General features: G+C 64.4%; 26 protein-coding genes. 14 read left to right on the top strand and 12 right to left on the bottom strand.

Annotation, left to right across the window (positions count from 1 at the left end):
- The first annotated feature begins 10 nt into the window (after positions 1-10).
- Positions 11-571 carry a retropepsin-like aspartic protease family protein gene (locus ACQY6T_RS00950; protein WP_428627381.1) on the top strand — a complete coding sequence of 187 codons (561 nt, stop codon included), beginning with the start codon at positions 11-13 and terminating at the stop codon, positions 569-571.
- A 23-nt stretch (positions 572-594) separates the two neighbouring features.
- On the opposite strand, the gene ACQY6T_RS00945 is transcribed toward ACQY6T_RS00950, so the two are convergent.
- On the bottom strand, positions 595-900 hold the full coding sequence (locus ACQY6T_RS00945; protein WP_428627378.1) for a YdeI/OmpD-associated family protein: 306 nt from the start codon (positions 898-900) through the stop codon (positions 595-597).
- An 86-nt stretch (positions 901-986) separates the two neighbouring features.
- Between ACQY6T_RS00945 and ACQY6T_RS00940 the strand changes: the two genes are divergently transcribed.
- Complete coding sequence (locus tag ACQY6T_RS00940; protein ID WP_428627376.1) at positions 987-1658, top strand: MBL fold metallo-hydrolase; 672 nt, start codon at positions 987-989, stop codon at positions 1656-1658.
- Positions 1659-1767: 109 nt separating this feature from the next.
- Here the strand turns inward: ACQY6T_RS00940 and ACQY6T_RS00935 are convergent, their stop codons facing one another.
- On the bottom strand, positions 1768-2208 hold the full coding sequence (locus tag ACQY6T_RS00935; RefSeq protein WP_428627374.1) for an MAPEG family protein: 441 nt from the start codon (positions 2206-2208) through the stop codon (positions 1768-1770).
- Between the two features lie 324 nt (positions 2209-2532).
- Between ACQY6T_RS00935 and rpmF the strand changes: the two genes are divergently transcribed.
- From rpmF to ACQY6T_RS00910, 5 genes are all read left to right on the top strand, one after another.
- Positions 2533-2712: a 50S ribosomal protein L32 gene (gene rpmF, locus ACQY6T_RS00930; RefSeq protein ID WP_011541714.1), complete on the top strand. Its 180-nt coding sequence runs from the start codon at positions 2533-2535 to the stop codon at positions 2710-2712.
- A 22-nt stretch (positions 2713-2734) separates the two neighbouring features.
- On the top strand, positions 2735-3769 hold the full coding sequence (plsX, locus tag ACQY6T_RS00925; protein WP_428627370.1) for a phosphate acyltransferase PlsX: 1035 nt from the start codon (positions 2735-2737) through the stop codon (positions 3767-3769).
- Entirely contained in the window at positions 3766-4731 is a 966-nt protein-coding gene (locus ACQY6T_RS00920) for a beta-ketoacyl-ACP synthase III (RefSeq protein WP_428627367.1), read from the top strand. Before plsX ends, ACQY6T_RS00920 begins: the two co-directional genes overlap by 4 nt.
- 151 nt (positions 4732-4882) lie before the next feature.
- Entirely contained in the window at positions 4883-5176 is a 294-nt protein-coding gene (locus ACQY6T_RS00915) for an integration host factor subunit alpha (protein ID WP_428627365.1), read from the top strand.
- A 15-nt stretch (positions 5177-5191) separates the two neighbouring features.
- Positions 5192-5596 carry a MerR family transcriptional regulator gene (locus ACQY6T_RS00910; RefSeq protein ID WP_428627363.1) on the top strand — a complete coding sequence of 135 codons (405 nt, stop codon included), beginning with the start codon at positions 5192-5194 and terminating at the stop codon, positions 5594-5596.
- Between the two features lie 66 nt (positions 5597-5662).
- On the opposite strand, the gene ACQY6T_RS00905 is transcribed toward ACQY6T_RS00910, so the two are convergent.
- The 4 genes from ACQY6T_RS00905 to ACQY6T_RS00890 all read right to left on the bottom strand — a co-directional run bounded on the left by ACQY6T_RS00905 (position 5663) and on the right by ACQY6T_RS00890 (position 10246).
- Complete coding sequence (locus ACQY6T_RS00905; protein ID WP_428627362.1) at positions 5663-6145, bottom strand: hypothetical protein; 483 nt, start codon at positions 6143-6145, stop codon at positions 5663-5665.
- Between the two features lie 292 nt (positions 6146-6437).
- Positions 6438-6989 (bottom strand): SixA phosphatase family protein, encoded by a 552-nt coding sequence (locus tag ACQY6T_RS00900; RefSeq protein WP_428627359.1) that lies wholly within the window; start codon positions 6987-6989, stop codon positions 6438-6440.
- 58 nt (positions 6990-7047) lie between these two features.
- Positions 7048-9795 carry an ATP-dependent DNA helicase gene (locus ACQY6T_RS00895; protein ID WP_428627358.1) on the bottom strand — a complete coding sequence of 916 codons (2748 nt, stop codon included), beginning with the start codon at positions 9793-9795 and terminating at the stop codon, positions 7048-7050.
- Positions 9796-9877: 82 nt separating this feature from the next.
- The gene (locus ACQY6T_RS00890; RefSeq protein WP_428627355.1) at positions 9878-10246 is read right to left on the bottom strand and encodes a PilZ domain-containing protein; all 369 of its coding nucleotides are present in this window, start codon (positions 10244-10246) and stop codon (positions 9878-9880) included.
- A 139-nt stretch (positions 10247-10385) separates the two neighbouring features.
- Here ACQY6T_RS00890 and ACQY6T_RS00885 point away from each other — a divergent pair, with 139 nt between their 5' ends.
- From ACQY6T_RS00885 to ACQY6T_RS00860, 6 genes are all read left to right on the top strand, one after another.
- A complete protein-coding gene (locus ACQY6T_RS00885; RefSeq protein WP_428627353.1) occupies positions 10386-11393 on the top strand; it encodes an NAD(P)-dependent alcohol dehydrogenase in 1008 nt (335 codons plus the stop codon).
- Positions 11394-11451: 58 nt separating this feature from the next.
- Entirely contained in the window at positions 11452-13053 is a 1602-nt protein-coding gene (locus tag ACQY6T_RS00880; protein ID WP_428627351.1) for a lysine--tRNA ligase, read from the top strand.
- A complete protein-coding gene (locus tag ACQY6T_RS00875) occupies positions 13050-13535 on the top strand; it encodes an asparaginase domain-containing protein (protein WP_428627349.1) in 486 nt (161 codons plus the stop codon). Before ACQY6T_RS00880 ends, ACQY6T_RS00875 begins: the two co-directional genes overlap by 4 nt.
- A gap of 93 nt (positions 13536-13628) precedes the next feature.
- Entirely contained in the window at positions 13629-13913 is a 285-nt protein-coding gene (locus ACQY6T_RS00870) for a hypothetical protein (protein WP_428627347.1), read from the top strand.
- A gap of 59 nt (positions 13914-13972) precedes the next feature.
- Complete coding sequence (locus tag ACQY6T_RS00865; protein WP_428627344.1) at positions 13973-14827, top strand: DUF692 domain-containing protein; 855 nt, start codon at positions 13973-13975, stop codon at positions 14825-14827.
- A complete protein-coding gene (locus tag ACQY6T_RS00860; protein ID WP_428627341.1) occupies positions 14820-15590 on the top strand; it encodes a putative DNA-binding domain-containing protein in 771 nt (256 codons plus the stop codon). The genes ACQY6T_RS00865 and ACQY6T_RS00860 overlap by 8 nt, the downstream gene beginning before the upstream one ends.
- Here ACQY6T_RS00860 and ACQY6T_RS00855 read toward each other — a convergent pair.
- The gene (locus ACQY6T_RS00855) at positions 15587-16615 is read right to left on the bottom strand and encodes a fatty acid desaturase family protein (RefSeq protein ID WP_428627339.1); all 1029 of its coding nucleotides are present in this window, start codon (positions 16613-16615) and stop codon (positions 15587-15589) included. The two genes, ACQY6T_RS00860 and ACQY6T_RS00855, sit on opposite strands and share 4 nt — an antisense overlap.
- Before the next feature lie 229 nt (positions 16616-16844).
- Between ACQY6T_RS00855 and ACQY6T_RS00850 the strand changes: the two genes are divergently transcribed.
- Positions 16845-19406: an EAL domain-containing protein gene (locus ACQY6T_RS00850; RefSeq protein ID WP_428627336.1), complete on the top strand. Its 2562-nt coding sequence runs from the start codon at positions 16845-16847 to the stop codon at positions 19404-19406.
- Positions 19407-19433: 27 nt separating this feature from the next.
- On the opposite strand, the gene ACQY6T_RS00845 is transcribed toward ACQY6T_RS00850, so the two are convergent.
- The 5 genes from ACQY6T_RS00845 to ACQY6T_RS00825 form a co-directional block, all read right to left on the bottom strand.
- Positions 19434-20894 carry a UbiA family prenyltransferase gene (locus ACQY6T_RS00845; protein WP_428627333.1) on the bottom strand — a complete coding sequence of 487 codons (1461 nt, stop codon included), beginning with the start codon at positions 20892-20894 and terminating at the stop codon, positions 19434-19436.
- The gene (locus ACQY6T_RS00840; RefSeq protein WP_428627331.1) at positions 20884-22104 is read right to left on the bottom strand and encodes an ArnT family glycosyltransferase; all 1221 of its coding nucleotides are present in this window, start codon (positions 22102-22104) and stop codon (positions 20884-20886) included. Before ACQY6T_RS00840 ends, ACQY6T_RS00845 begins: the two co-directional genes overlap by 11 nt.
- A 71-nt stretch (positions 22105-22175) precedes the next feature.
- A complete protein-coding gene (locus ACQY6T_RS00835; RefSeq protein ID WP_428627329.1) occupies positions 22176-22544 on the bottom strand; it encodes a hypothetical protein in 369 nt (122 codons plus the stop codon).
- A gap of 145 nt (positions 22545-22689) precedes the next feature.
- Positions 22690-23961: an amidohydrolase family protein gene (locus ACQY6T_RS00830; protein WP_428628805.1), complete on the bottom strand. Its 1272-nt coding sequence runs from the start codon at positions 23959-23961 to the stop codon at positions 22690-22692.
- 152 nt (positions 23962-24113) lie between these two features.
- Positions 24114-25055 carry an RcnB family protein gene (locus ACQY6T_RS00825; protein ID WP_428627328.1) on the bottom strand — a complete coding sequence of 314 codons (942 nt, stop codon included), beginning with the start codon at positions 25053-25055 and terminating at the stop codon, positions 24114-24116.
- Between the last annotated feature and the right edge of the window lie 28 nt (positions 25056-25083).

The following is a 25083-nucleotide window of genomic DNA, read 5'->3' as shown; positions in this document are numbered from 1 at the left end:
AAGGCTCGCCATGTTGGGGCGTTTCCTTGGATTGGCCGCGATCATCGCGGGGGTGTCGGTCGGCATCGCGGGTATCGCCGGGCGATCGGCAGAGAGCATCGACGCGCGTCCCGCGGCCGTGCAGGACAATGCGAACAGCAACTGGACGACCCAGCCTAAAAAGAGCGGCGGGTGGGATTCTACCGCGCGCGGCGCAAAAGCATCGGGCGGCGCGGCGCGGCTAGGCCGGTCTGACGATTCGCATTTTTACGCCGACACGCAAGTCAACGGAACGAATATCCGGATGATGGTCGATAGCGGCGCGTCGATCATCGCGCTGACCCGCCGCGATGCCGAGGCGATCGGCATCGACGTCGATCGCCTGCCGGTCACCGGCACGGCGCGCACCGCGGGCGGCGATGTTCCGATGCGGACGGTGATGCTCGACAGAGTGGAAGTCGATGGGATCGAAGTGCGGCAGGTGCAAGCCGCCGTGGTCGATGCCGACATGGGGGTGTCGCTGCTCGGGCAAAGCTATTTGTCGAAACTGGCTGCGGTGAATGTCGAAGGCGACACGATGACGCTGCGCTGACGCGCACGCGGCGGGCGTGGGCGCTACTTCGCTTTCTTGTCGATCAGAACCGCCTGCTGCCAACGGCTCGGTGCCTTGTCGGTGCGGTGGACGCATCCTGCCCAGCAACAGGGGCGCCGCTTTCCTTCGTGCAGTTCCTCGCGCGTTCGCTCGATCCGGCGCGCGCGGGTTTTGGCCTGTTTGGCGTCATCGACCCAGCAGATGAACTCGTTGCGCCCGAGCGGCGTCAGCTTTTCCCACAGCGCCAGCGTTTCGGCGTCGGCCGTCAGCGCCACCTGCATGTCGTCGCCCGCTTCATGGACGGTTCCGTGGGAAAAGGCTTTGGTCACGGCATCATGCAATATGTCGGCAAGGGCGGCGGGTCAAATCGGTGCGACGGCTTGCCATTTCGGTTCCATTTCCCCACATCACCGGCATGAACGCTCCTAATCCTCCGATGCGCGCGGCGATCGTGCCGGTCACCGCTTTCCAGCAGAATTGCACCCTCTTGTGGTGCACCGAGACCAACAAGGCGGCTTTTGTCGATCCGGGCGGCGATCTCGACAAGCTGAAGGACGCGGTCCGTCAGACCGGGGTCGAGGTTGAAAAGATCCTGGTGACCCACGGCCATATGGACCATTGCGGCCAGGCAGGGATGCTTGCGAAGGAACTGGGCGTCCCGATCGAAGGGCCGCATGAGGACGACCGGTTCTGGATCGAACAATTCGCCGAGGATGGCGCAAGGTTCGGTATGGTCGGCGAAGTGTTCGAGCCCGACCGCTGGCTGGTCGATGGCGACACCGTCACCGTCGGCAATCTGACTATCGATGTCATCCACTGCCCGGGCCACACCCCGGGGCATGTCGTTTTTCATCATGCGCCGTCAAAACTGGCGATTGTCGGCGACGTGATTTTCCAGGGGTCGATCGGTCGCACCGATTTTCCGCGCGGCAATCATCAGCAATTGCTCGATTCGATCACGCAGAAATTGTGGCCGCTTGGCGGCGACACGACGTTTCTGCCGGGTCATGGCGGACACAGCAATTTCGCGCACGAGCGGCGGACGAATCCGTTTGTCGGCGATATGGCGTTGGGGACGGCAGTCTGACAGACCAACTCCTCGTCATTGCGAGGAGCGCAGCGACGCGGCAATCTCCAGCTCTCGCAATTGCGGTTCGCCAGCTGGAGATTGCTTCGCTTCGCTCGCAATGACGAAGTTATTTCGGCACTACGACCTCTGTTTGCTCGATCTCGGTCGTGGTGACGTTCGTTGGCGTCGCATAGACGATAAACAGCGCGAAGCCCGCGAGACCAAGCTGGGTCAGCATCGTGATGATGGTGCCGACCATGCGGCCCCACATCATGCCGTCCATGCCCAGCGCGTGCAGGATGCGCCCGACCAGATAGAGCGCGCCGACCCCCCACAGCCACATCGACGATCCGATGCCGAGTTCGACAAGCGCGAGCAGGATCAGCACAAAGGCAGTATTTTCGACAAAATTGCTGTGCGCGCGCATGCGCCGGGTCACCAGTTCATTGCCGCCGTCACCGACAAAGACCTTTTCCTTGGTCCGCACCCGGCCGACGCGGATCGAAAGCCACAGGTTGAGCAGCGCCGCTCCGGCGGCAATCGTCAGGCTGATCGGCAAGATTATCATATGCATCCCCCATTTTGGCCGCGGTTGTTGTCGCCCGGCGCTCGACGTGGTGTGGCATCGCACTGTGCGATCGGCAAGGGCGACGCTTTTGCCTGCGCATTGTCATCCACAGGGCTTGCCTTTGCGGGCGAAAACGCTATAGCCCCGCCCGATCCGGCACCCGACACCTTCTGGCGTTGAGGCACCCTTCGGCGGACGATTTTCATGCCAATACGCGGCAGGAACAGCGTTTCGTACGGCGGGCGGGCCAGTCATTTCCGGCAACGGGGACGACAAATCCGGGTAGCCGATTCGTGACACACTATTGAGAATGCAGGAAATAACATGGCCGTTCCCAAGCGAAAAACCTCGCCCTCGAAGCGCGGTATGCGTCGCAGCCACGACAGCCTGAAGGTTGAAGCCTTTCAGGAATGCCCCAATTGCGGCGAGCTGAAGCGCCCGCACAATCTTTGCAACGCCTGTGGCCATTATAATGGCCGCGAAGTGGTGTCGGTCGGCGCCTGACCCCTAGCCGGAGCGCAAATACATGGCACTGACACCGCGAATCGCGATCGATGCGATGGGCGGTGACGTCGGCGTGCGCATGATGCTCGCCGGCGCCGCCATGGCGCGCCACAAGCACGACGGCCTGCGCTTCATCCTCGTCGGCGACGAGGTGCAGATTAAGGCGGCGCTGGAAAACCACCCCAATCTGCGCGCGGCGTCGGACATCATCCACACCGACGGGGTGGTGACGGGCGAGGACAAGCCAAGCCAGGCGCTGCGCAAGGCGAAAAGCACCTCGATGGGGCTGGCGATCGACGCGGTGAAGCGCGGCGATGCCGGCGGCGCCGTGTCGGCGGGCAACACCGGCGCGCTGATGGCGATGGCCAAGGTCGCTCTGCGCACCATGCCGGGGATCGACCGGCCGGCGCTCGCGGCGCTGCTGCCGACGCTAGGCGAAAATGACGTGGTCATGCTCGACTTGGGCGCCAACACCGAATGCGACGCCACCAACCTGACCCAGTTTGCGGTCATGGGCGCGGCCTATGCGCGCACTGCGATGGGGCTGCAGCGCCCGCGCGTCGCGCTGCTCAACATCGGTACCGAAGAGCTGAAGGGTACGGACGAGATTCGCGATGCCGCGGCGATGCTGCGCGCCGCCAAAGGGCTGCCGATGGAGTTTACCGGCTTCATCGAGGGCGACAAATTGTCGCGCGGTGACGTCGATGTCATCGTCCATGACGGTTTTTCGGGCAACATCGCGCTGAAAACGATCGAGGGAACGGCGCGGTTCGTCACTGATCTGCTCCGCCGCGCCTTTACCAGCTCGACGCGCTCGAAAATCGGTTTCCTGATCTCGCGCCCCGCAACCGAGCTGCTGCGTCACCATCTCGACCCCAACAACCACAATGGCGCGGTGTTTTTGGGCCTGAACGGCGTCGTGCTCAAAAGCCACGGCAGCGCCGATGCCAAGGGGGTCGCGAACTGCGTCCATTTGTGTGCCGAGCTGATCGAAAAAGATATCACGCGGCAGGTGACCGAGGATCTAGCCAATTTTCAGAGCGGCAACGTCGCATGACGCTCCGCGCGATCTTGGCCGGTACAGGGTCCGCGCTGCCGCGTAATCGCGTGTCGAACGCCGAACTGGCGGAGCGTGTGGACACCAGCGATGAATGGATCGTCGAGCGCACCGGCATCCGCTTTCGCCATATCGCCGAGCCCGACGAGACGACCGCGACGCTGGGCGCCTTGGCGGCGCAGCAGGCGCTGGCCGCGGCGGGGCTTGAACCCTCCGACATCGGTCTCATCATCCTCGCCACCGCGACCCCCGACAATACGTTTCCCGCCAGCGCGACGAAGGTGCAGGCGCTGATCGGCGCCCCCGATTGCATCGCGTTCGACGTTGCCGCGGTCTGCTCGGGCTTCCTTTATGCCGTGACCGTGGCGGATTCGATGCTGCGCACCGGCGCCGCCAAGCATGCGCTGGTGATCGGGTCGGAAACCTTCAGCCGCATCCTCGACTGGGAAGATCGCACGACGTGCGTGTTGTTCGGAGACGGTGCGGGCGCGGTCGTGCTGTCGGCGAAGGACGTTGACGACGATCAGGGCATATTGGCGACGCGGCTCCACGCCGAGGGCAAATATTCGGGCATGCTCTATGTCGACGGCGGCCCGTCGACCACCGGCACTGTCGGCCATGTCCGCATGCAGGGCCGCGAAGTGTTCCGCCATGCCGTGACCAATCTGGCGTCGGTGCTCGGCGAAGTGATGGCCGATGTCGGCCTGTCGCCCGATCAGATCGACTGGGTCGTGCCGCATCAGGCGAACAAGCGGATTATCGACGCGACCGCGAAAAAGCTGGGCTTGCCCGCCGAACGCGTCGTCCTGACCGTTGACCAGCACGCCAATACATCGGCGGCATCGGTGCCGCTGGCGCTCGACCTAGCGGTGCGCGACGGGCGGATCAAGCGCGGCGATCTGGTCGTGCTGGAAGCGATGGGCGGTGGCTTCACGTGGGGCGCCGCGGTCTTGCGGGTCTGAGTTTCGGCTTCACCGCATTAACTCTTCGCTCCATCCGTTTCAGTTTGGCGGATTAATTCGCTTTTGTTACATAGGGGCACGGGACTCGTGACGGTGGGGGCTGTCCGGGACCGGTTCGACCAGTTTCGCTTTACGAGGGGGAGGGACCATCATGACCGCAGGGACGCTTACGCGAGCCGATATAGCAACGCAGATCAACCAGCAGATCGGGTTGTCGCGCAACGAATCGGCGACGATCGTCGAATCGATTCTGGATCATATGTCCGACGCGCTGGCGGACGGGCAGAACGTCAAAATATCCGGTTTTGGCACCTTTGTCCTGCGCGACAAGGCGCAGCGGGTCGGGCGCAATCCCAAGACCGGCATCGAAGTGCCGATCCTGCCGCGCCGCGTGATGACCTTTCGCGCCAGCCAGACGATGCGTGCGCGCGTTGCCGGTAAATAAGCCAGGCCTCTACGCATGACGGATTTTGATAAGTCCGACGATGGCGGCAAGGCGCCTAGCGCCATGCTCGCGATCGGCGAGCTGGCGGAGCGAATTGGAGTGCCGACGCACGTCCTGCGCTATTGGGAAACGCGCTTTCCGCAACTGAAGCCGCTCCAGCGCTCGGGCCGCCGCCGCTATTACCGCCCCGAAGATGTCGCGCTGGCCGAGCGGATCCATCATCTGCTGCATGTGCAGGGGTTCACGGTCGAGGGCGCGCGTAAGGCGTTGTCGGAGACGGGGGCTAAAGCTGCTCCGGCGCCAGCGACCGAAATCCGCGCGGAGCGGGCGACCGGGAATGGCGCGATCGGGCAGGCGCATGGTGTACCGGTCGCGGCGCTCGTCGCGCTGCGCCAGCGATTGGCGGCGGCGCTCGACTGAGCCGACTGGCTTTGCGTGTTGGCCGGTTCGGGAGTGTCGGCTTAGGGATAGACAGCAGATACTTTTCTAATCCACTATTTTCACTTGAACCGAGGCACCGTCAGGTAGTTCGTTGATCTGGCGATGTATGTCAGCCATCGCGACGAACTGCTCTCTAACTGGAACAACGAACATATTGCTGACGTCGTACTTTCCTTCGGCAAAAACCGGCAAAACGCTGAAACCATAACACTCACCGGCGCCCGCTTTCTTGCCTGCGACGTGAAGTCGCTCGACCAATGGGGGGAGAAACCATTCTTCAACCGAAGCAGGAGAGGCTTTTATAGCCACCTCAAATTCTGCGCGATTGTTCGCTATCTGCTCGACCAATCCTGTTCCGGTATCCAGCCAATGAACTGTGGAATTGGGCTTTTCAAAAAACACGCCACCAACCATCGAGCAGACGAGTGGTGTCCACGGCTCTGGCACAAGCCATGACCATTCCGTCGCGGTAGCTTGTGCAACACACTGCTCAAGCTGAAAGGCTATGTCGTGCCAAGTGACGGTCATATCGTCCTCCTGTCGCGACATTAGAGCGAAAGCTTCAACGTCCGCAATTGGTCGTTTCCAGACCCTCGTCATCCCGGACTTGATCAGGGATCCACAACGACGGTGCCGCTATGGATCCCGGATCAAGTTCGGGATGACGATGAGGAGATGGTCCTCCCTGTGGCGAAGCGATGGGGAGGGGGACCGTTCGCGAAGCGAAGGGTGGAGGGGCCGCGACGGTAGCGTTATGGCCCCTCCGTCAGCGCTTCGCGCTGCCACCTCCCCATCGCTCCGCGACAGGGATGATGACCTGTCAGTCGTGATCCATCGCCGGCGCCAGCGTCGGGTCGAGGTCGCGGGGGCGGATGAAGGCGGTGAAGCGGGCCATGCCGGTGTCGAGATCATGCCAGTCGGTGATGTCGAGTTCGAGCCGCGCGAGCGCCGACGTCGGCAGCTTTTCCTCGACTTCGCCGCGCAGCGCGTCGCCGCTCGTTTCGGGGACGAGCATCAGGATCAGATCCTCCAGCCCCGGATTATGCCCCGAAATCAGCAAATGTTCGGCATCGCGGCCGATGTCGCGGATGACGTCGATCAGCGTCGCGGCGGACGCGAGATAGATGCGGCGGTCCCAATGCGGCTCGATCGTGTCGAGGTCCGCGGCGGGCTGGAAGATGTCGAGCGTTTCGGTCACGCGCACCGCGGGCGACGCGATGATGCGGTCGACGGGCAGCTTTTGACGCTTGAGCCATTGCCCGACGATTTCGGCGCCGCGCTGGCCGCGTTTGTTGATCGGGCGGTCGAAATCGCGCTCGACCTGGACGTCCCAACCCGATTTGGCGTGGCGCAGGATCGTCAAAGTCTTCAAAATCTCTCCCCCGCGCCGCGGCGCTATGCCCTCATCCGGCCTGCCTTGTGCCGCAAACTCATGACGGTGAAAAGGCCGCAAAGGCGCTTTTTCTGCGCTCGACGTTGGCGGCGGCGACATGATTGACTGCTTCGTCGAGCGGCAGGCGGCGGATCGGGGTGCCTTCGGGAAAGGCGCTGAGCAGCCTGGACGGGAAGCTGGGTGACAGCATGACGAACTGGCCGAAATCATCAGCGCGGCGGATCAGGCGGCCGAACGCCTGCCCGATGCGGCCGCGGATGACCATGTCGTCATAGGCGCTGCCGCCCTGCGCCGCGCGCCGCGCCGCGTGCAATATCGTCGGGCGCGGCCACGGCACCCCCTCCATGATCACCTGCCGCAGCGATTCGCCGGGGACATCGACGCCGTCGCGCAGCGCATCGGTGCCGAGCAGCGAGGCGTGCGGATCGGCGCGGAAAATATCGACGAGAGTGCCGGTGTCGAGCGGATCGACATGCTGGGCATAGAGCGGCAGCCCGGCGCGCGCGAGGCGGTCGGCAATGCGGGCGTGGACTATGCGGAGCCGCCGGATGGCGCTGAACAGCCCCAGCGCGCCGCCGCCCGACGCTTCGATCAACCGGCTATACGCGCCGGCGAGCGCGGGCAGGTCGCCGCGCGCGATGTCGGTGACGATCAGCACCTCCGACTGGCGGGCATAGTCGAACGGGCTGGGCACCGCGAAATGCTGGACCCCGCCATCCATGTGGCGCGCGCCGGTGCGGATGTCGGCCTCGGTCCAGCCGCCTCCCTGCGCATCTTGGCTGCCATGGCCGCTGCGTAGGGTCGCCGACGTCACCAGCACGCCTTGCGCAGGCCGATAGACGATCTCGGCAATCGGCCGCGCGGGGTCGAGCCAGTGGCGGTGCAGTCCGGTATCGAACTCGCGCCCGTCGTAGCGGTCGATCGCCAGCCAATCGACAAAATCGGGATTGGCAGGGCCGCCGACGCGCCCGAGCAGCGAGAGCCAGCCGCCGAGCGTATCGACGCGGGTGCCCAGGCTATGCCGCGCGCCGTCGACACGGGCGCGCGCCTGGCCGTCGAGCCAGTCGGGTGGATCGTCGACCAGTGCGTCGAGCCTTTTGCCGAGCGCCATCAGCGGGCGCAGCAGCGCCTCGACCGCGTCGCTCGCCGCCGCCGCCGCCGCGACCAGCGCCACGTCGGGATCGGCAAGCTCGGTTTCGAGGCCGTAGCCGCTGTCGCCCCCCTTGGCGTCGGCGGCGCGCGCATAAACCTGCCCGCGCACCGCGGCGAGCAACCGCTCGATCGCGCCCCACGGATCATTCTCGGACAGGCGGCCGAGCCAGCCGTCGCCGGGCAGTTCGGCGGCGGCGGTAATCGCCGCCTGAATCGCGCGGTCGCCCGCCTCGTCATAACTCGCAACATCGGCCAGCCTTGCGGCAAGACCGCGCCGTCGCCCGCGCGACTTGCCCTCTGGCCCGAGCACCCAGCGCCGGATTTCGACCGCTTCCTGCCCCGTCAGCGCCGCGGCGAACATCGAGTCGGCGGCATCCCACAGATGATGGCCTTCGTCGAAGATCAGCCGCGTTGCGGGGGCGCCGCCGTCGCGGGGGCGTGCGGCCTGCACCATCGTGAGCGCATGGTTGGCGATCACGATGTCCGCCTGCGTCGCGGCGCGCGCCGATCGTTCGATGAAGCATTTTCGGAAATGCGGGCAGCCGGCATAGATGCACTCGCCGCGCCGGTCGGTCAGCGCGGTGGTGCCGTTGCGGCGGAACAGCGCGGGCAGCCAGCCGGGCAGATCGCCGCCGACCATGTCGCCGTCGCGGGTGTAGGCGGCCCAGCGCGCAACAAGTTGCGCGAGGATCGCGGCGCGCCCCGAAAAGCCGCCCTGCAGCGCATCCTCTAGATTGAGCAGGCAGAGGTAATTTTCGCGGCCCTTGCGCACGACAACCTTTTCGCGGTGGGTCGCGGCGTCGGGATACAGCCGCTCGGTCTCGCGCGACAATTGCCGTTGCAGCGCCTTGGTAAAGGTCGAGATGCACACGCTGCCCGCCGACTGGTCGATCCACTGCTTGGCGGGGGCGAGGTAGCCCAGCGTCTTGCCGATCCCTGTTCCCGCCTCGGCGACCAGCATCTGCGGGGCGTCCTTGCGCTCGCGCGGTTCGAAGATCGCGGCGGTGGCGCGCGCATATTCCTGTTGCCCCGGTCGCCGTTCGGCGCCGTCGCCGGTCAGCTGACCCAGCCGCGCGGTGACGTCGTCGGGGTTGATGCGGACCTGCCGCGGCGCGGGGCGCGGCGGTTGCTCCTCCCATTCGGGCAGGCGCGCGAACAGCCAGCGTTCATCGGCGTCGGGCGTGGTCAGCCGCGGCTGGACCAGCGGCGCCCAAGACCAGCGTTGGCGCGCGAGAGCTTGCAGCCCGTGCCACGCGCCTTCGCGTTCGGGCCAGGCCGGATCGTCGATTCCCGCGAGCATCGCTGCGGTTGCGTGCGGCAGAAAGGCGGCGATGTCTTCCTCGGTTTTCGGTGGGGTGATGCCGATCGTCGCGGCGATTCCCGCCGGGGTCGGCACCGCAAAGCGCGCGGGATAAAGGAAGGCAAAGAGTTCCAGCAGGTCGAGCCCCGACAGTTCGGGATAGCCCAGCCGGTCGCCGGTCAGCGTCGCATTGAGCAGCAGATGCGGAGTAGCCGCGACGGCGGCAATCGCCTCACCACGCCCGACCCGCTGGACGCGCCCCGCCGCGTCGGCGATCCAGATGCCGACGTGGCTGGCATGGATCGCGGGGAGGGAAAGCGGGGCGGGGGGCATCGGCCCAAGTTAGGGACAAAAGGCGAACGCGGCAAGCATCGCTCCCCACTTTCGTCATTCGAAGTAAAAAGGGAGGCGGAGGCTAGTTCAAGCCGCGACGGCCGAATGTCGGCGCGCGATTGCTCAGGAAAATTTGCGCCGGATTGATCGTCATCGCGTTGCGAGCGCGTTTTAGCGCGTTGTACAGCGGCCCGTGGGTTAGTTCGTAGGGGAAGCGCACTCCCATGCGATCGACTTCGGACCACATCACGACCGCATAGGTGACGTCGCCGCCGTAGTGGATCTCGCAGCGCGAGCGCGCGGGCATGCTGGCCCCGTCGATCCGCGCGCCGCCTTCGGACAAATCGGCGATCTGGCCGTCGATGAAGTTGAGGACGCCATTGACCGTCACTTCGATGGCGACGGCGGTGCGGGCCTGACGGCGCGGCTGCGGGATGCGCGGAGTGTTCATGCGGTGATGCTAAGCCCCGGATGGTAAATATTCCGGTAACGATGATCGGCGCTGCCGCGATGCCCCGGTACATGGCTGCGGTTGGCGCGGCACGCCGCAATGTGGAGAACGGCAATGCCCCCAAGGTCAGGATTTGCCGATGAAAGCCGTTGTCTGCCCCCGCTACGGCGGTCCCGAGGTGCTCGAATTTCGCGACCTGCCGATGCCGGAACCCGCCGCGGACGAGGTGCGGGTGCGGGTGATCGCGACATCGGTGACCTCGGGTGACAGCCGGATGCGCGCGGCGCGCTTTCCCGCCGGCATCGGCTGGATCGTTCCTGCGTTCCTGGGCTTTCGGGGACCGCGCCAGCCCGTGCTGGGAACCGAGATCGCCGGCGTCGTCGATGCGATCGGCGCGAACGTCACCCGATACAGCTTGGGCGACGCGGTGATGGCGTTTCCGGGCGGGAAAATGGGCTGTCATGCCGAATATCGCTGCGTCGCCGAAACCGGACCGATTGCAAACAAACCCGATGGCTTGAGCTTTGCCGAGGCCGCGACGCTGTGTTTCGGCGGTAGCACTGCGCTACATTTCCTTGATGTCGCGGCGGTGTTGCCGGGCGACCGGGTGCTGGTGGTCGGTGCGTCGGGGGCGGTGGGGTCGGCGCTGGTCCAACTCGCGCGCCACCGCGGCGCGCATGTCACCGCGGTGTGCAGCGCGCGCAACGCCGATCTGGTGCGTAATCTGGGAGCGGAGGCGGTAATCGACTATGAAACCACCGATCCCCGCGGTGACCCGGGCGATTATGATGTCATTTTCGAAACCGTCGGCAGCATGACGGCGCGCGACGGGTTGCCGTTGTTGCGACGCCGGGGTCGTTTTGTCGCGATCGCCGCGGGCCTGCCCGATATGCTGGCGACGATCGGCGCTCCGGGACGCGGAAGGCGGCGCGTCATTGCCGGACCGGCGACCGAAAAACCCGAGTATGTGCAGCAGCTGGCCGATCTGGCGGCGGGGGGCGTGCTACGTCCGGTGGTCGACGGCGCCTATGTGTTCGCCGACATCGCGGCAGCGCACGCTTATGTGGATACCGGGCGCAAGCGCGGGTCGGTCGCTATCCTGCTCGACCCGGCAGCGCGCGATCAGGACGTATCGTCCAGGGGATGACGGTCGCGGCGCGTCCGGTCTTCTTCCCATTCCCGCTTCTTGCCGCTATGGGCGCGGCATGACTGACTTGCACCTGCACCCCTCGCTGCGCGAACCCGCGCAAACGTCCAAGGCCTGGCCGTTCGAGGAAGCGCGCAAGCTGGTCAAACGCTATCCCGACGGCAAGCCGGGCGGTGAGGCGATGATCTTCGAGACCGGCTATGGCCCGTCCGGCCTGCCGCATATTGGCACCTTCAATGAAGTGCTGCGCACGACGATGGTTCGCCGCGCCTATGAGGCGCTGACAGGCGGCGCGCCGACGCGACTTGTGGCATTCAGTGACGATATGGACGGGCTGCGCAAGGTGCCGGACAATGTACCGAACGGCGACATGCTGCGCGAATATCTCGGCAAGCCGCTGACGGCGATCCCCGACCCATTCGGCAAGTTCGAAAGTTTTGCGCATCATAACAATGCGATGCTGCGCGAGTTTCTCGACCGTTTCGGGTTTGAGTATGAGTTTGTCAGCTCGACCGAGCGGTACAAGGCGGGCGCGTTCGACGACGCACTCAGGAATGTCCTGCGCCACAATCAGGACATCCTCGACATCATGTTGCCGACGCTGCGCGCCGAGCGCGCCGCGACTTATTCGCCGATCCTGCCGGTCAGCCCGACGTCTGGGATCGTTTTGCAGGTGCCGGTGACTGTCGTCGATGCCGACGCGGGGCTGGTGTCGTTCGAGGACGAGGGGCAGATGATCACCCATTCGATCCTTGGCGGCGGTGCCAAGCTGCAATGGAAGGTCGACTGGGCGATGCGCTGGGTCGCGCTCGGCGTCGATTACGAAATGTATGGCAAGGATCTGACCGACAGCGGGGTTCAGTCGGGCAAGATCGCCAAGGCGCTTGGCGGGCGCAAGCCCGAGGGGCTGATCTACGAAATGTTCCTCGACGAAAAGGGCGAGAAGATTTCGAAGTCGAAGGGCAACGGCCTCAGCCTTGACCAGTGGCTCGATTACGGCAGCGAGGAAAGCCTCGCGTTCTTCGCCTATCGCGAGCCCAAGGCGGCGAAGCAGCTGCATATCGGCGTCATCCCCAAGGCGATCGACGAATATCTGCAGATGCGCGGCAGCTATCCGGCGCAAGAAGCCGACAAGCGTCTCGGCAACCCGGTGCATCATGTGCATGTCGCGCGCGGCGAGCAGATTCCGGCGAGCGAATTGCCGGTGACCTTTGGCCTGCTGCTGAATCTGGTGGCCGTGATGGGTGCCGACGCGTCGAAGGAGCAGATCTGGCGCTACCTCGGCCGCTATGTCGACGGTGCCGACGCCGCGACCTGGCCTGAGCTTGACCGGCTGATCGACAATGCGATGGCGTATAACCGCGACTATGTCGCCCCGACGCTGAGCCGCCGCAAGCCGCAGGGCGGCGAGGTGGCGGCGCTGGTCGAACTCGATCGCGAACTGGCGGCGTTGCCGACGGACGCCTCGGCCGATGATATCCAGAATATCGTCTATGCGATTGGCAAGAACGAGGCCTATGGCTTTGAAAATCTGCGTGATTGGTTCAAGGCGCTGTACGAGACCTTGCTCGGATCGAGCGCCGGGCCGCGCATGGGCAGCTTCATCGCGCTGTTCGGGGTCGAGAATACGCGGCGGCTGATTGCCGAGGCTTTGGCGTGATCGAAATCTTGACCACCGGCGGCACGATCGACAAAGTGTATTTCGACGCGCTCAGCGAATTCCAGATCGGACCGGCGGCGATCCCCGACCTGCTGCGCGAGAATAACGTCCATGTCCCGCACCGGGTGACGCAGCTGATGCGCAAGGACAGCCTCGAGATCGGCGATGCCGATCGCGCCGCGATCCGCGCTGCGGTCGAGGCGAGCGAGGCGACGCGTATTCTGGTCACCCACGGCACCGACACGATGGTCGTCACCGGGCGCGTACTGGCCGGGATCGCGGGCAAGACGATCGTCATGACCGGCGCGATGCAGCCGGCGTCGGTGCGCGCCAGTGATGCCGAATTCAACGTCGGCTTTGCGTTGGCCGCCGCGCAGACGTTGCCCCCGGGGGTCTATATCGCGATGAACGGCATGATCTTTGACCCCGCCACAACCGAGAAGGATCGCGCCGGGGCGCGGTTTGTCGCCAGCGCCGAATAAAGCGCACGCGGCTGTAACATCTTTCGCGCCGATCCGAATATCAAAGCATGGAGGTGCGTTTTGCCCTCCATTCTGTCTTCGGAGGATCTCATCATGACCAATCATAAATTTGCCGCTGCTTTTGCCGCGTCGGCCACCGCGCTGGCGCTTGCCGGTGCCGCGATGGCCGCCCCGGCCCCCGCCAACAGCTCGGGCGCCGCCGTCGGCGCCAGCGACACGGTCCATTGCTATGGCGTCAACAGCTGCAAGGGAAGCGCCGACTGCAAGACCAGCGCCAACGAGTGCAAGGGTCACAATGAATGCAAGAATCAGGGCTTTAAGGCGATGGCCGCGGGCAAGTGCCTGACCGCTGGCGGCGTTATCGGCGACATCGGCTGACCTCGTTGCTTTCCGCGCGGCGCCGGGCGCCGCGCGGAAAGCAATCCATGTTCCAATCAATGACCTGTACCAAAGATCGCAAGACGTTGGCGTACCCGGGGTTCGGCCTGGGCCTGCGCGCCGATCATTACCGCGAGTTTCTGAACCGGCCGCAGCCGGTCGACTGGCTCGAAATCATCTCGGAAAATTATATGGTGCCGGGCGGCAAGCCGCTGGCAATGCTCGACGCCATTCGCGCCGACTATCCGATGGTGATGCACGGCGTGTCGCTGTCGATCGGGTCGGCCGAACCGCTCGACATGGACTATCTCGCTGCGTTGAAGGCGCTGGCGGAGCGGGTCGAACCTTTGTGGGTGTCCGACCATCTGTGCTGGACCGGGATCAACGCGCACAACAGCCACGACCTGTTGCCATTGCCATATGACGCGCCGACGCTCGATTGCGTTGTCGACAATATTTCGCGGGTCCAGGACTATCTTGGCCGCCGCATCCTGATCGAAAATCCGTCCAGTTATGTGACCTTTCGTTCGTCCGATCGCAGCGAGTGGGACTTCTTGGCAGAAATGGCCGAACGCGCCGATTGCCTGCTGCTGCTCGACGTCAACAATGTCTATGTCAGCGCGCGCAATCACGGATTTCACCCGCATGACTATCTGGTCGGCTTGCCTGCGGGGCGCGTCCAGCAAATCCACCTCGCCGGCCACAGCGACATGGGTGATTATGTCATCGACACCCACGACGCCGACGTCTGCGACGCGGTCTGGGAATTATACGCCAATGCTTGCGACCTGTTCGGCCCGGTTGCGACGATGATCGAGCGCGACGACGACATCCCTCCGCTCGCCGCGCTGATTACCGAGCTTGACCGAGCGCGCGCGGTTGCGGCACAAATGTGCGAACCCAGTTATGTTTGAGGCGCTGCGCGTCGTGCAAGCGCGGTTCCTGGCCGGGGTAATCGACGGTGCCGCCGATGCCGAGGCGTTGATCGTCGATGACGACCATGTCGGTGCGCGCCGACGGCTCGACATTTATCGCAACAATTACCGCGCCAGCCTGACCGGCGTTCTGGCCGATCATTATTCGCGGCTGTTCGCCTATCTGGGTGCCGATCAGTTCGGCCACGTTGCGCGCGCTTATGTGGCCGCGTACCCGTCGACAACCCGCAACCTTCGCTATTATGGCGACATGTTCGTGGGCTTTCTGGCGAATAATTATCCCGACGACGGCGAGCTTGCCGAACTAGCCGCCATCGATTGGGGATTGCGCGAGGCGTTCGACGCGCCGGACGTTGCCGTGCTCGATGCGGCGGGTGTCGGTGCGCTCGGTGATGCATTGATCGAACGATCTTTGACCCTCCACCCATCGGCGCGGCTGTTGACGGTGCGCCACAATATAGCGGCGATCTGGAGCGCGCTCGACAGCGAAACAAATCCGCCCGCCGTCGAACCATTCGCGGTGCCGGTGCAGCTGCTCGTTTGGCGCAGCGGTCAGCAACCGAAGTTTCGTAGCCTTTCGGCTGACGAAGGTGCGATGTTTGCCCGACTGGAAGCGGCGGCAAACTTTACGGATTTAAGCGCCCAAGCCATCGAACGACTGGGCGAGGCAGCGGCGCTGGCGGCGCTGGCGGGCTGGCTGGGGATCTGGCTTGGCGACGGCGTGTTGATGAGCGCTGACTAGATTGCCGTGACGCGGTGCAAAACGGCCGCATAGCCGGGCGCGATCGTCATCGATTCGTGGCGACCGGCGCGGCCCAGCATCGCGTGGACTTCCGCCAGCCGATAACAAGGGACGCCCATGAACAGATGATGTTCGGCGTGGTAATTCACCCAATATGGCGCAACCGTCGCGCGCGCGAGCCAACCTGCGTAAGTGGTGCGGGCGTGGGTGAAGGGATCGTCGCTGCCCGTCGTCGTGCAGGCATGTTCGGCAATGTTGCGGATACGCAGATAGAGTTGAAAGGTCGTTGCGAGGCCCGCGAGCCACAGCAGATACGGCGTCCAGCCATAAAGCGCGAGCGAGGCGGCAAGCAGCAGCGCCTGAACAAGCAGAAAGCGGCCGACCGCGCGCGCGACCGTGATCGCGCCCGCGACATCGACCGCCGGTGACGTCATGCCATCATCCGACTGCTTATTGAACGGGGTTCCGGCCTTGGTGCTCGCGCGACCTTTTTCGGGCTTTTCGCCGCGGAACATCGCTTTCAGCCCGACGAGAGCAAAGCCGAATTGCGCCGTGCGCTGTTTGAAAAAGGTCTGGCCGCTCAGGTCCCGGAGCGCCTTGCGCGCGAGGCTGGTGCGGGAGGTGGGAAAGGGTTTTGACAAAGACAGATCTGGGTCTTCGGCCTGCTGCGTGAATTTGTGATGCTGAAGGTGATAGGTGCGATAGGCGATGAGGTCGGACCCGACCGCAGCGCCGGTCAACCACTGGCCCAGGAAATTGTTCGTCTTGCGCGTCGGATGCAGCAACCCGTGCGCCGCATCGTGCATCAGGATTGCGAGGCCAAGCTGGCGGCCGCCGACGAACATGATCGCGAGCACCCACGCGGCGGGGTTGTGCAGCCACGCCGCCAGCCCCACCAGGACGATGCTGACGATCCATGCATGCGCGACCAGCCAGATACCGCGCCACCGCGACGCAGTGGTGATCGCCGCCCATTGGCTGCGGTCGAAAAAACGGTCGGGCGGGAGCAAGCGGACGGTGGGCATGAGGTCGCTATAACAAGTTGCGATGCGAAACGGAATAGCGTCCATAATGGCACAGGATCGGCGACGATCGCGGCGGCCAGGTAAGGATTTGTGAACCTCTATTTGGCCACTGAGCGGAGTGGACCAGACGAGCAGGACAAGCGGGAAATTGGAGGTTCGGCGTAACATTATCGGGCCGGCAGCGGGTCCGTTGGCGGCGGGCGAGCCGATATTCGAGTCGCCCGAGTTCGTGACGCGTCTGCTGCGCGTGGCGCAGCTGTGGCATTATGTGCTGATCGGTCGCGTCCTCGCGTTTCTCACCTTTGGGTTCGTGCCGGGGGTGTCGGGATTTCTTGACCATCCATCGCAGTGGCTGGTGATGGTGGCGGGCCTGCCGTGCGACGTCGTGCTGACGGTAATCGGGCAGGCGATGCGGCGGCCGCGGGCGGTGTCGAACCAGCTTCTGCGCAATTTGGTCATGCTGTGCATGGTGATGATCGCGGTCGGAACCTTGTTCAACGCCGCCGCCATGTTTGCCGCGATCGCGGTTCCGGACGGTAGCGCCCACTTCGATGCGTTCACCGCGATCCAGGTCGGATCGCTGCTCGTCGCTGCGTCGGCAGCGGCGATCGTGCGCCCCGCTTTTTTTGCCTTCGCCGGTGCGACCGCGCTTGGGGGAGCGATCGGCATCGCGTCTTGGCCGTTCGCCGTCGCCGGCTTGGTGTTCCTCGGTCTGCTGATCGTGATGATGCGCGAGGATATTCGCCACCAGCGCCGCGCGACGCGCGCCCGCCGACTGTCGGTCAGCGACCAGCAACGCGCGCTGAACCTGATGCGCGATTTCGAGCGGGCGGGGCGCGGCTGGTTTTGGGAAACCGACCGCCATGGCCAGCTGGTCTATATCTCGCCGACCGTTGCCGCGCGGCTCGACCGGGCGGCGTCCGATCTGGTCGGCCGACCGTTCACCGACATCATTCGCAAACGCGTCGGCAATGACGAGAGCGAGGAGCGTACCTTGGGGTTCAGCCTGTCGTCGCGCACCCCATTCAAGGAATTGACGGTGCAGGCCGCGGTCGTAGGTGAGGAACGCTGGTGGTCGATTTCGGGTCAGCCGATCAGCAACGCGCTAGGCAATTTCCAAGGGTTTCGGGGCAGCGGCACCGACCTTACCGAGAAGAAACGCTCGGACCGCGAGATTAACCAGCTGGCGCGCTACGACACGCTGACCGGTCTCGCGAACCGGCCCCACATCACCGACCTGCTCGAACGGGCGCTCAAAAGCCATATCGGCCAGCCGCAGCCCTGCGCGCTGCTGCTGATGGACCTCGATCGATTCAAGGCGGTGAACGATACGTTGGGACACCCAGTCGGCGATCAGCTGTTGCAACAGGTTGCCGGGCGGCTGACCCAGATCGTCGGCGACAAGGGGCAGGTCGGGCGGCTGGGCGGCGACGAATTCCAGATCGTGGTGCCGCAGCTTTGCCAGCCCGAAAAGCTGGCGGGGATCGCCAATGCGATCCTCCTCAGTCTGGCCAAGCCGTTTTCGATCGAGGGCGAGCAGGTTCGCGTCGGGTCGTCGATCGGGATCGCGGTGTCGGAAGGACAGGGGGTGTCGGCTTCGGCGCTGGTCCGCAACGCCGACCTCGCGCTGTATGCGGCCAAGGATGCGGGGCGCGGCGTCTATCGTTTCTATGCCGATGCGATGCACAATCAGGCGAGCGAACGCAAGGCGATCGAGGACTCGCTGCGCGATGCGCTGGTCAAGGATGAGCTGCGGCTGCTCTATCAGCCGATCGTCGATGTCGGCAGCGAGCGAATCACCGGGTTCGAAGCGTTGATCCGCTGGCATCACGCGACCGAGGGGCTGATCAGCCCGTCGAAATTCATCCCGATCGCCGAGGAATCGAACCTGATCGTGCCGATCGGCGAGTGGGTCATCCGCACCGCCTGTGCCAGCATTGCGCTGCTCGGTCCCGGTTACCGCGTCGCGGTCAATATCTCGCCGCGGCAGTTTTCCAATGAAAAGCTGCCTGCAACGATCCTGAGCGCGGTATCGGCGGCCGGCATCCGTCCGGATCAGCTGGAACTCGAGATTACCGAGGGGGTGTTCCTCGACGAAAGTCCCGAAAATCTGGCGATGTTCCAGAAACTGAAGCGCACGGGCATCCGGTTGGCGCTTGACGATTTCGGTACGGGCTATTCGGCGCTCGGCTATCTGAAAAAGGCGCCGTTCGACAAGATCAAGATCGACCAGAGCTTTGTGCTCGGCGCCGCCGACCCCAGCAGCATGAATGCCGCGATCATCTCGTCGATCGTGGGGCTCGCCACTGCGCTCAATATGGAAACGACCGCCGAAGGTGTCGAAACCCATGACGATCTAGCGCTGATCCGCGGGCTCGGGTGCAGCCATGTCCAGGGCTATATCTATGGGCGTCCGATGGAACTGGCCGAGGTATTGGCGCTGCTGCGCGAGGGCGGCGGCCAAGCCGAAGCGCGCGGTTACAAAAGTGCGCGCGAACCGCGCTTCACGATCTTCCGCACGATCCAGGTCGCGAGCGGCGGGCATCGTTACGAAGCGATCGTGCGCAACATGTCGCCGCGCGGGGCGCTGGTCGAGGGGCTATGGAACGTCCCGCCCGGAACGTCGCTGACGCTCGAGTTCGGACCCGACCAGATGGTCATGGTCGAGGCGCGCTGGTCGGCGGGCAATCGCGTCGGGGTCAAATTTGCGGAAGCGGTCGATATGGAGGCGCTGCTCGGGCCAAAGACGGCGGCGCCGGCGCGCATGCAGTTGCGCCGCGCGGCCGCCTGACGGTGCGCCGGCGCGATACGCCAACCGTCAGTCGGCGATCAGATTGACGGCCGCCGGTCCGTAGAGGGCCGCCACGAAGATGCAGGCCGTCACCGCGCCAACGGCAAGGCTTCGTCCGTCCTTGATCGCAAAGGCCACCGGATCGCCCTCGACCTCGCCGCGCCGCGCCATCATCCAGATCCGGTTCAGCCAGTAAATCAGCGGTAGGCAGAGCAGCCACAGCATTTCGGGCAGCGCATAGCGTTCAGCCGTCGCCGGATCATGCGCAAACAGAGCGAGCACGAGGGTCGCGACCATCCCGGCCGAGATCCCGGACATCATCACCACGTCCAGATCACCGCCGACATAGCCGCGTCCGCTCAGCAGGCGCTCGGGTTCGCTCGCGTCACGCATCTCCACATAGCGTTTGAGATAGGCGAGGCTCAGGAACAGGAAGACCGAGAAGAGCAGTAGCCAGAAGCTAAGCGCCACGTCGATCGCAATTGCGCCAATCCAGATCCGGATCGTGTAAAGCGAGGCGAGGACGATGGCGTCGCCGACCATCACCGCCTTCAGCCGGAACGAATAGGCGGTCGTGATCGCCATATAGGCCAAGAGCCAGAAGGTGAGCACGGGGCCACCCAGCCACCATCCCCCTGCCAGGCCCAGGGTGGCGAGAAGCAGGGACAGGCCCAGCGCGGCGGGGATCGTGAGATCACCATGCGCAAGCGGCCGTTTCCATTTGCTGTGATGCGCGCGATCGGAGTCGATATCGAGCAGGTCGTTGAGCAAATAGATCGACGAGGCGATGAGCGACATGAGCAACGCGGCCGTCACCGCAGTGAGCAACACGGCGGGCTTTGCGAATTCGCCCGACGTTAGCGCAGGAACGATCACCAGCGCGTTTTTGGCCCATTGATGTGGCCGCATGGCCTTGATAATTGCCCGGCCGGCGCTGGGGCGTGGGTCGCCGAGGCGTTGGACCGCCGATCCCGGCGGCACATGGCCGACGGACCAGCCATGCCGTGCTTCGCGCCACAGGCAGGTGTCGGCGCGGCTGTCGCCGACATAGTCGAACGGCGCATCGGGACCGATGCGGGCGCGGATGGCGGCCAGCTTGGCGGCACCTTTCAGATTAGAGCGACCGCGCGTGGCGATGACCGGATCCACCAGCGTCAGATGGTCGGCGATGCGGCGGATGTGCCGCCAGTGGCTGGCGCTCGCCAGGATCACGGGGCGGCCGTCGGCCTTGGCCTGCTCGATAAGATTGAGCACCTCTGGCCGGTATGGCAGCCGCGCGGGGTCGATGCGGTCGCGCCGCGCCGCCATCGTCTTGGCGACGGCACGGCCCGCGACCAGCCAGGTCAGCACCGCGACCATCGCGGCGATGCCGGATCGCGCGATCCTCACGAAACTTTCGAGGGAAATATCCGCGCGCGTCAGGGTGCCGTCGACGTCGACGAACAGCGGTACGGCTTGGTCGGCACTGACGCGCTGTTTATCCAGCATGGCGTCGGTTCCTTCGCGCCGCGAGCCGCTCGACCCAGGCTGTGACCGGAATAGCCGCCATGATGATCAGCAGCGGGATCACCGGATCGCGGTAACGGACGATGATGTAGGCGGCGGCATGGATCAGCCAGAAGCCCGCGATCATTGCGGCAAAAATCCATTTTCCGTCGCTAGCGATTTGCCGCGAACGAAAGGCGAGCAGCCCGATCAACAGGATCAGCCCATATTGCGCGACCTCGATCAGGCGGATCGAAGCGAGGGCTTTCGAGACCGCGAAGTCGCGGGCGTCGGGAAGATTGGGTTGCCAGAAATAGGCGAGTTTGAGCGCGGCCAGTTCCGCCGCCCGGCCAGGATTCGCTTTGATCCAGTTGAGCGCTTCGCCTTGCAGGCGATCGGCATTGCCTGCCTCGCCAAGACGCAGGCGCGTAGAGTCCCAATCCTTTGCCAGCGGCGTGTCGGCGATGCTGACGAACCGGCCCGTCGCGGCGGGGTTGTTGCCCAGGTAGAGGTTGAACGCAGCGTTGGTCGTGAGGACCGGGCGGCCGACCATCAGGTCGGTAGTATAAAGCCATGGCGCCAGCATCAGCACGGCGCCGATGATAAAACAAAGACCCGCGGCAAAAGCGGGCGCGAACCGCGCCCGTGCGCGCATGAGCATCAACAGCGCGACCGCGACGCCAAGGCACAGGAGCAGCGCGGAGCCGCCCGTGACCAGCGCCGCGCCCCACAGAAGGCCGGCCACCAGCGCGGCACCCGCAGGGCGCTCGCCGCGCGCGATCGCGATCGCACACAGGGTGATCCCCAGTAGGAAGGGGGTCGAAAGATTTTCCTTGGCCAGCATCGTCGCATTCCAGAGGCCGGGAAACCATAGCGCATAGATGGCCGCGGCGATCAGGCCCGCCCCGCGAAGTCCGGACAGCGCGACGGTGAGCTTGTAGATCAGCCAGATGCTGATCGCACACAGCAGTAGATTGGCCGCTATGGCCGTGCCGACCGAGCTGCCCAAGGCCTTGAAAAACGGCGCTAGCAGCAACGGGTAACCGGCGCTGTAGAAGGCCTTCTGCCCGTACATATCCGTGAGTTCACCGCGTTCGGCGAGGCCTTGGGCCATAGTGAAATAGGCGAGCGGATCACTATTGAGCGGGTGCTGCAGAACCCACGCGCCCGCCAGTCTCAGCGCCATGGCGAGGAGGACGATCGCGACGAGCATGGCTGAACAGGCTCGCGGTGAAAGCGCCGATGCCGAAGGCGGAAGGCCTGTGGTCTGCGGAGCCATGGGATTTACGCCGAGCGCGCGACGAGTACGCAGCCCGTCGCGATCAGCAGGGTTCCCGCAACGCGGGCGACGCTGACGCTTTCGTCGAGCCAGAAGGCGCCCGCGAGCATCGTCAGGATGAACCCGATCCCGACGAAGGGATAGGCCAGCGACAGAGGAGCCCGGCCCAGAACGAAAAGCCAGAGCAGCGCCCCGATGCCGTAAAGGCCGAGGCCCAGAATGATCATCGGGGATTGAGCGAGGCCGCCAATCTCTCCACCAATCCCTGACGATCGACCGCCAGCCGCCGCCGTGGTCCCGATCTTGAGCGCAAGCTGCGCCAGCGCAGACAGGCTTACGCTTGCGAGTATCAAAAGGAGCAGGCGCACTGTCATGGACAATCTTTCCGTCTATCAGCGACTTGCCATTAGCGGCGGCGGTTCAAGATAATGTTAAACTCGCACGAAATGTCGGGTCGATTCCTGCGCCACGAGCCCGTCCGATCGGCGGCGTGGAAGCCACACCGCTGGGCGACTCCGGTTATTCGGCGATGCGGCCGCGCGCCATCACCCAGTCGACCTTTTCCAGTACTGTCACATCCTTTAAAGGGTCGCCCGATACCGCGATCATGTCGGCGGACAGGCCGGGTGCTATCCGACCGATTTCATTCTCCATCGACAGCAGCTTTGCCGCGACGGTTGTTGCGCTGGCCAGCGCCTCGCGCGGGGTCAGCCCATATTTGACCAGCAGCGCGAACTCGCCGCCGTTGCGGCCGTGCTCGAACACGCCAGCATCAGTGCCAAAGGCGATCGGCACGCCCATCGCCTTGGCGCGGGTCACAGCCTTGCCGACATCGCCGAGCGTCATGCGCACCTTATTCTCTACGGTCGGGGTATAGATGCCCTTGCCGAGTCGTTCGCGAATGCCTTCGAACGCCATCAGCGTCGGCACGAGATACGTCCCCTTGGCTTTCATCACCCGCAGGGTTGCATCGTCAGCGAAGGTACCATGTTCAATGCTGTCGATTCCGGCCGCGGCCGACGAAGTGATCCCGCCTGCACCATGCGCGTGCGCCATCACCTTCAGCCCCAGCGAATGGGCGGTGTCGGCGATGCTCTGAAGTTCGGGGCTGGTGAAATGGCCTTCGAGCCCGCGTGCCTGCTGCGACAGGACACCGCCGGTCGCGGTGATCTTGATGACATCGGCACCGGCCCGCGCGGCCTTGCGGACCTTTTCGGCACACTCGATTGCGCCGGTGCAGGTATAGCCCTCATCCAGAACCGCATGCACATCCTCGCGAAAGCCTGTCACGTCGCCGTGGCCGCCGATGATCGACAGCGCAGGGCCGGCGGCGATAATGCGGGGTCCTTCGATAAAGCCGTTCGCGGTGCCGCGGCGGAGCGAATAAGCGGTGTATTGCGCCGAACCCGCCTCGCGCACGGTGGTGAAGCCCGCGCGCAGCGTGAGCCCGGCGTTTTTCGCGCCGACGACAACGCCCCATTCGTTCGGATCGACCGCCGCGGCACGATAATCGTCGCCCGGGTCGCCGGTCAGATGGACGTGGAGGTCGATGAGGCCGGGCAGCAGCGTCTTGTCGCCCAGGTCGACGATTTCGGCATCGGCGGGGGCGGCGCTGCGGCCGGCGGTGATCGATGTGATGCGGTCATCGGTGATGACGATTGTCGAAGGACCTTGCGCCGGCTTATTCGCATCGGTGATGACTTGGCCAGCATAGACGACGGTTATTTTGGCCTGTGCAGTGGTGCTGAGCAGCGCCAACGCCGCGACGGCGACCAATCCCAATTTATGCATCGATGTTCCCCTGTTCTGTGTCGTCATCGTGGCGCGCTGAACATGGGAGGGCAAGCCCATAAAGAGAGCGGCCTACTGGATGGGCCGCGCGCAAAAAAAAAGGGGCCGGACAAGCCGACCCCTTGAGTTTGTCTTCGGGTAACCGAAAGGAATTACCAGAAGAAATCGTGGATTACGTCGATCACTTCGCCCGAGTAGGTGTCGACCAGCAGCGCGTCGTCATAATAGCGGATCCAGCGGGTGCCGCCGTAGGCGGGCGGCAGTCGGTAATAGCTGGGGTCGTTGATCCAATAGCGCGAGCTGTAGAACAGCGAGTTCAGGCTGAAGCCGATGCTGAACCGCGTATAACCATAACCGCGATACGGGTTGTAATAGCGCGGCATCCGGTAATGGCTGCGGTTCTGGTTGCGATAGCTCCGCCAGTCGTAGCGACGGTCACTGCGCCAGTCTCGGTTCCAGCTGCTGTTGCCGCGGCCGTTGTTATAGCGGCGATCGACGCGGTTGTTGTCGTTGCGGTCGTAACGCCGATCAATCTGGCCGTCGCGATTGCGGTCATACCGCGGATCGCGACTGTCGAGGCGATTATTGTTGTTGCGATCGAGACGGCGATCGAGGTCGCCGTTGCGATTGCGGTCATACCGCCGATCAACGCGGCCGTTGTCGTTGCGATCGTAACGCTGATCGACCTGGCCGTTGCGATTGCGATCCCACTGGCGGTCGAGGCGGCCGTCGTTGTTGCGATCATAGGTGCCGCCGCGTTGGCGCTGAGTCTGTTGCGCCTGCTGAGTCTGGCGCTGATCGGTGCCGCGCTGTTGCTGGCGGACGTCACTACGCTGTTGACGTACCTCGGTGCGTTGCTGGCGCACTTCGCTACGTTGCTCGCGCTCGGGTCGCGGTTGTTGGGTCTGCTGACGCTGGACCCGCGCTTCGCCGCCGCTGTTGCCGCGCCGGACTTCAGGGCCGCGCGGGCCGCGATCACCGCGGTCGCCGCGCTGCGCCAATTGCATGCGCTCGCCCGTCGCCTGCGCGGCCGCCGGGGCAATGGGGGTCAGGATCGTCGCAGCGATCAGCAACCCTCCGAACATCTTTTTCATCTCGCCATACTCCAACTCATGTCCCGAT

The sequence above is a fragment of the Sphingopyxis sp. genome (assembly GCF_965279725.1).
Classification (GTDB): domain Bacteria; phylum Pseudomonadota; class Alphaproteobacteria; order Sphingomonadales; family Sphingomonadaceae; genus Sphingopyxis.
The sequence above is the reverse complement of the archived record's forward strand: the minus strand, read 5'-3'. Positions and strand labels throughout refer to the sequence as shown.

Bases quoted from the DNA above. Each gene is read 5' to 3' on its own strand.
- ACQY6T_RS00950 (WP_428627381.1), top strand. From the start codon at position 11: ATGTTGGGGCGTTTCCTTGGATTGGCCGCGATCATCGCGGGGGTGTCG.
- ACQY6T_RS00940 (WP_428627376.1), top strand. From the start codon at position 987: ATGAACGCTCCTAATCCTCCGATGCGCGCGGCGATCGTGCCGGTCACC.
- ACQY6T_RS00935 (WP_428627374.1), bottom strand. From the start codon at position 2,208: ATGATAATCTTGCCGATCAGCCTGACGATTGCCGCCGGAGCGGCGCTG.
- rpmF (WP_011541714.1), top strand. From the start codon at position 2,533: ATGGCCGTTCCCAAGCGAAAAACCTCGCCCTCGAAGCGCGGTATGCGT.
- plsX (WP_428627370.1), top strand. From the start codon at position 2,735: ATGGCACTGACACCGCGAATCGCGATCGATGCGATGGGCGGTGACGTC.
- ACQY6T_RS00920 (WP_428627367.1), top strand. From the start codon at position 3,766: ATGACGCTCCGCGCGATCTTGGCCGGTACAGGGTCCGCGCTGCCGCGT.
- ACQY6T_RS00915 (WP_428627365.1), top strand. From the start codon at position 4,883: ATGACCGCAGGGACGCTTACGCGAGCCGATATAGCAACGCAGATCAAC.
- ACQY6T_RS00910 (WP_428627363.1), top strand. From the start codon at position 5,192: ATGACGGATTTTGATAAGTCCGACGATGGCGGCAAGGCGCCTAGCGCC.
- ACQY6T_RS00905 (WP_428627362.1), bottom strand. From the start codon at position 6,145: ATGACCGTCACTTGGCACGACATAGCCTTTCAGCTTGAGCAGTGTGTT.
- ACQY6T_RS00895 (WP_428627358.1), bottom strand. From the start codon at position 9,795: ATGCCCCCCGCCCCGCTTTCCCTCCCCGCGATCCATGCCAGCCACGTC.
- ACQY6T_RS00890 (WP_428627355.1), bottom strand. From the start codon at position 10,246: ATGAACACTCCGCGCATCCCGCAGCCGCGCCGTCAGGCCCGCACCGCC.
- ACQY6T_RS00885 (WP_428627353.1), top strand. From the start codon at position 10,386: ATGAAAGCCGTTGTCTGCCCCCGCTACGGCGGTCCCGAGGTGCTCGAA.
- ACQY6T_RS00880 (WP_428627351.1), top strand. From the start codon at position 11,452: ATGACTGACTTGCACCTGCACCCCTCGCTGCGCGAACCCGCGCAAACG.
- ACQY6T_RS00870 (WP_428627347.1), top strand. From the start codon at position 13,629: ATGACCAATCATAAATTTGCCGCTGCTTTTGCCGCGTCGGCCACCGCG.
- ACQY6T_RS00865 (WP_428627344.1), top strand. From the start codon at position 13,973: ATGACCTGTACCAAAGATCGCAAGACGTTGGCGTACCCGGGGTTCGGC.
- ACQY6T_RS00860 (WP_428627341.1), top strand. From the start codon at position 14,820: ATGTTTGAGGCGCTGCGCGTCGTGCAAGCGCGGTTCCTGGCCGGGGTA.
- ACQY6T_RS00855 (WP_428627339.1), bottom strand. From the start codon at position 16,615: ATGCCCACCGTCCGCTTGCTCCCGCCCGACCGTTTTTTCGACCGCAGC.
- ACQY6T_RS00845 (WP_428627333.1), bottom strand. From the start codon at position 20,894: ATGCTGGATAAACAGCGCGTCAGTGCCGACCAAGCCGTACCGCTGTTC.
- ACQY6T_RS00840 (WP_428627331.1), bottom strand. From the start codon at position 22,104: ATGCTCGTCGCGATCGTCCTCCTCGCCATGGCGCTGAGACTGGCGGGC.
- ACQY6T_RS00835 (WP_428627329.1), bottom strand. From the start codon at position 22,544: ATGACAGTGCGCCTGCTCCTTTTGATACTCGCAAGCGTAAGCCTGTCT.
- ACQY6T_RS00830 (WP_428628805.1), bottom strand. From the start codon at position 23,961: ATGCATAAATTGGGATTGGTCGCCGTCGCGGCGTTGGCGCTGCTCAGC.
- ACQY6T_RS00825 (WP_428627328.1), bottom strand. From the start codon at position 25,055: ATGAAAAAGATGTTCGGAGGGTTGCTGATCGCTGCGACGATCCTGACC.